Here is a 4,191-nt window from a genome sequence, read left to right as displayed (position 1 = left end):
GGACGTCTCACCCAAACCAACCGCGCCGAGGGCTTGCGCTCCGGCCGCGGCCTGGTCGAGCACGGTGTCCGCGAACTCACCGGCCGAGGCGGCCGCCGACTCGAGACCCTTCTCGATCTTGTCGCCCAGATCGTTGACGAAATCCCCGAGACCCACCTTGTGCTACTTCCCCCCACGCGCCGCGGCTTGCGCCGCCTGAATCTCCGCGGCTTTCGCCGCCATCCCGGTATCGGGCAGGAACGTCCGCTGCAACAAACTCTGTTCCGGCATTTCCGGGTTCGACGCCACATGCGAACCCAACTGGCCCAGCAGCGAGGCGTTGTCACCGATCTTGCCGAACGCCTGGGTGAACGAATCACCGCTGTATTGGGGGTTGGACAACCAGTTCGCCTGATTGTCCGACAATGTGTCGGCCCACGACCGCTTGTCGATATCGGCGTCGGTCAGATGCGGATTCCCCGCCAGATGGGTGAACATCTCCTTGAAGGTGTTCGAGAACTGCTCCTCCATCATCGAATACCGGCCCGCCGCCAACCCCAACGTCTCGGCGAGAGCGTTACCCGACTGCACCAACGCCCGAACACCCCACGACCACCGCTCGGTGAACGTCTCGAAACTCGACTGCACCACCGCTTTCCCCGCCTCCAACGGCGACAACGCCAACAACGAGAACCCGCGACCCACCGCACCGGTCTCCATGACCCCCAGCGAAGTCAACTCACCGATGATCCCGTTGATCCCGTTCTTCGCCTGCTCCAGCACAGCGGGATCGACATTCAACTCCCCCACCCGCTACCCCTGACCGAACATCGAAACATCCGCGCTCAGATCAGGCCCGAAAGCCATCGGCGCGGCACCGAGCATGTCGACCGCGATACCCGTCGGTTCGGATTGTTCCGCAGCGAAATCCACCAGCCGCGAGCCCAGGAACGTGTGGAACCGGTACTCCCGACCAGCCACCACACCCCGCGCCGTCATGAAACGCGCGTACTCGGCGACCCCGGTGAACCCACACAACCACTGCAGCCCACCGTAAGCGAGGGTGAACACCCTATCGTCGTCGATCAACGGCACCAGCAACGTCGACACACGCAACGCCGATTCCAACTGCCCCGGATGACCGAAACCGGCATAGAACGCGGCGACCTCCCCGCGCAGCCGCGCCGAGTCCACCTCGACGACCCTCACCTGTGTGCCTCCCCCGACAACCCCGGAATTCCGACAGCCAAGCTACCACCGCGACGACATGGTCTGTCGGCTAGTCACTGACCGGCCGGATGATCATCGAGGCCAGCGCGAACGGGAGCCGGTGACGCGACCCGGCGGGCCGCGCTCACCAGTTGTCGTCGATCGGTGTGGATGCCCACGGTCGCGGGCATCCACACATACTGCGGTAGCCGGATCGCCCGATGCCCACCATCACCGCAACCCTTACACACCACCGGCGAGCGCGGCTCTCAGGCGTACAGGGACTCCACGCACCGGAAGCAACGCACTACCGACAGGAGTCTCGAATGACCATGACCGCCGCGCCTGTGGTCGACACCGCGCGGCCGAACGGTCTGCTGCAGAAGTCCATCGCTGGAGCGACAAGCACGGGGATGAGATCTCGCCTACCGCGTCGCATGCAGCCAACGCGACACCGGATCCCTTCGTCGCCCGAGCGAAGAGCTGGCAGCGGGTTATATAGTTGACCCGCACCAGCGTCTCGACATGTATTCGATCGCACTCGAACACAGATTTCCGGGTTCTAGACCCACGATCTGTATGCGAGTCCCCTCTCGCGCACAGATTCCTGGCCTTCGTGCCAGGTTCGGGCTTCGAGTGCACTCGCACACGGAGGTCAACAGTGCGGTCGCACTGGCGGACCGCGAGGGAACATCGCGACCCAGTTGCGGCTATGCGGCTACCGGTCGGGCTCGGACGAGATGTGCGCCCGCTACAGGTGCGCCCACCGCTGTTCGCCGACGGTCGCGGCTTCGTCGGCGGCCCGCATCTCCTGGCGGTACCGGGTCCGCGCGACATCCGCGCGAGATCAAGGAATGCGGGGCGTCAGTCCCGCTTTACAGTGGCGCAGCATCCGTCACCACACTCGTCGGCCGCTGCGGGCACGGTGGTGAGGCCGATAGGTGGTGTGGGGCAGCAGGTGTCGCCTTTCCAGGCGTTGAAGCCTTCCTTGACCGCGATCACCGAGTCGAGGCCGAACCCGATCAGCGCCGTCGAGGAGACCGTACGCCTTCGGTGAGCGCGATGATCGCCTCGATCACGTTGTAGGTGATCGTCGCGGCGACGAACCACTGAATTCGTCGCGCCAGCAACGCTTTACGCGCCGGGTCCGGCCCGGCCGGAATCGGCGTTGGCAGCGCGGGCATGCCGAGGGAGGACATCAGCAGCATCCCTCGGTGTCGGAGGCGGGGCAGCAGGCCGGGTCGACGGCGAGGACCAGCCCGAGCAGGTCACCCAGCGCGGCGGCGATCCGGTCATCGGCGAGCTCGTAGCGAGAGCGCCTACCCTCCGGCACCGCGACGACCAGTCCGCATCCGCGCAGGTAGCTAGCATGGCTGCCATGATCAAAACTGTCCGATATGCCCTTTTTGTCCAGAGCTGGCTCCGATGACCGCCCGCTCGGCGTCGCGCCGCGTACGGATCCTGACCACAGTGGCGGCGGTACTGGTCATCGTCATCGGCGCGGTCGTGCTGGCCGCGGCACGCAACGACGACCGCGGCGCATCGGCTCCCGCCCCCGGCGGGGATAGGACAGCCGAGCAGGCGATGGTGGTGCGCCCGGACAGTCACCGGCTCTCCGATCCCGCGGACGCACGGGTGACCCTGGTGGAATTCCTGGACTTCGAGTGCGAGGCGTGCCGGGCGATGTATCCGGCGATGGAGCGGTTGCGCACCGAATACGGCGACCGTGTCAGTTTCGTGGTCCGCTACTTCCCGATACCCTCGCACTTCAATTCCGGGCGGGCCGCTCGTGCCGCCGAAGCCGCCGCCGGGCAGGGCCGGTTCGAGCAGATGTATCAGCGCCTGTTCGAAACCCAGGCCGAGTGGGGCGAGAAGCGGGTGGCCCAGGATGCGGTGTTCCGCGGTCTGGCGGTCGAAATCGGCCTGGACATGGCCGCTTTCGAGGCCGCCTACAACGACCCCGCCACCGCGGCGCGCGTGCGGTCGGACTTCGACGAGGGGCTCGCGTTGGGGGTGGCTGGAACGCCGAGTTTTTTCATCAACGGCGAGAAGGTCACCGTGGGCGGTTCCCGGGATCTGGCCGCCGCGCTGGACGCAGCCCTGAGCTGAGCCGCGCGGCGTACCCGGGGCTCCGGGTAGGCTCTCGGCCCGTCAAAGGTGACTTCGGTCCATTGAATCCTATTTTTCGGTGTGCCAAACTATTGGGACTATGAATGATCCGAGCCGCCGTTTTGTTTTGGGCGGTGCACTGGCGAGCACCGCCGGATTGGCGCTGGCGGGCCGCAGTCTGCTCGACGCTTCTCCCGCCAAAGCCCAAGCACCAGCCCCCTCCGGCCACAGTGGCGCCCATGGCGGCGGAGCTGATGGCCCCACGTTCCGCATAGGTCAGACCGTCGACCACACCGCCAACGGATTCAACCCGACCCAGGTGCTGCGTGACTTCGACTACGGCACCACCACGCGGCTGCCCGACGGGCGAACCCTGCGTGAGTGGGAGGTCTACGCCAGCGACGAAGACATCGAAGTCGCCCCCGGTGTCACCTTCCCCGCGTGGACACTCAACGCCCGCATCCCGGGCCCGACCCTGCGCTGTCGCGAAGGCGACCTGCTGCGGGTGCATTTCCGCAACGGCTCCCAACACCCGCATACGCTGCACTTCCACGGCATCCACCCCGCCGAGATGGACGGCATAGCCGGCCTGGGCGCCGGGATCATCCAGCCGGGCCAGTCCACGACCTACGAGTTCGACGCGACCCCGTTCGGGCTGCACCTGTTCCACTGCCACGTAGGGCCGTTGGCCGAACACATCGCTCGCGGGATGTACGGCACGTTCATCGTCGACCCACCTTCTCCGCGTCCACCCGCGGACGAGATGGTGATGGTGATGCACGGCTACAACACCACCTTCGACGGTGAAGGCAACCAGCTGTACGCGGTCAACGGGATCCCGTTCCACTACATGCACGAGCCGGTGCGGGTGAAGCGCAACGAGCTGGTCCGGAT

4 protein-coding genes and 2 pseudogenes are annotated in these 4,191 nt (G+C 66.0%); 2 read left to right on the top strand and 4 right to left on the bottom strand.

All coding sequences use genetic code 11. From position 1 onward, the window contains the following. Positions 1-162: 162 nt before the first annotated feature. The 4 genes and pseudogenes from ACFWPJ_RS26170 to ACFWPJ_RS26155 all read right to left on the bottom strand — a co-directional run. Positions 163-789 (bottom strand): hypothetical protein, encoded by a 627-nt coding sequence (locus ACFWPJ_RS26170; protein WP_378855126.1) that lies wholly within the window; start codon positions 787-789, stop codon positions 163-165. 3 nt (positions 790-792) lie between these two features. Next, positions 793-1,188, bottom strand: coding sequence for a hypothetical protein (locus ACFWPJ_RS26165; RefSeq protein WP_378855124.1), 396 nt, complete (start codon positions 1,186-1,188; stop codon positions 793-795). A 990-nt stretch (positions 1,189-2,178) separates the two neighbouring features. After that, positions 2,179-2,387, bottom strand: a pseudogene (locus tag ACFWPJ_RS26160) (hypothetical protein); the annotation flags it as partial. Further along, positions 2,387-2,563, bottom strand: a pseudogene (locus tag ACFWPJ_RS26155) (transcriptional regulator); the annotation flags it as partial. The pseudogenes ACFWPJ_RS26160 and ACFWPJ_RS26155, both read right to left, overlap by 1 nt. A gap of 50 nt (positions 2,564-2,613) precedes the next feature. Here ACFWPJ_RS26155 and ACFWPJ_RS26150 point away from each other — a divergent pair. Together ACFWPJ_RS26150 and ACFWPJ_RS26145 are read left to right on the top strand one after the other, a co-directional pair. Continuing rightward, complete coding sequence (locus ACFWPJ_RS26150) at positions 2,614-3,297, top strand: DsbA family protein (protein WP_378855122.1); 684 nt, start codon at positions 2,614-2,616, stop codon at positions 3,295-3,297. 100 nt (positions 3,298-3,397) lie between these two features. Then, on the top strand, positions 3,398-4,191 hold a 794-nt coding region (locus ACFWPJ_RS26145; protein WP_378855120.1), incomplete at its 3' end, for a multicopper oxidase domain-containing protein.

Source organism: Nocardia sp. NPDC058497 (genome assembly GCF_042720195.1).
Taxonomy (GTDB): domain Bacteria; phylum Actinomycetota; class Actinomycetes; order Mycobacteriales; family Mycobacteriaceae; genus Nocardia.
Note: the sequence above shows the minus strand (reverse complement) of the source record. Positions and strands in the feature narration are given on the sequence as shown.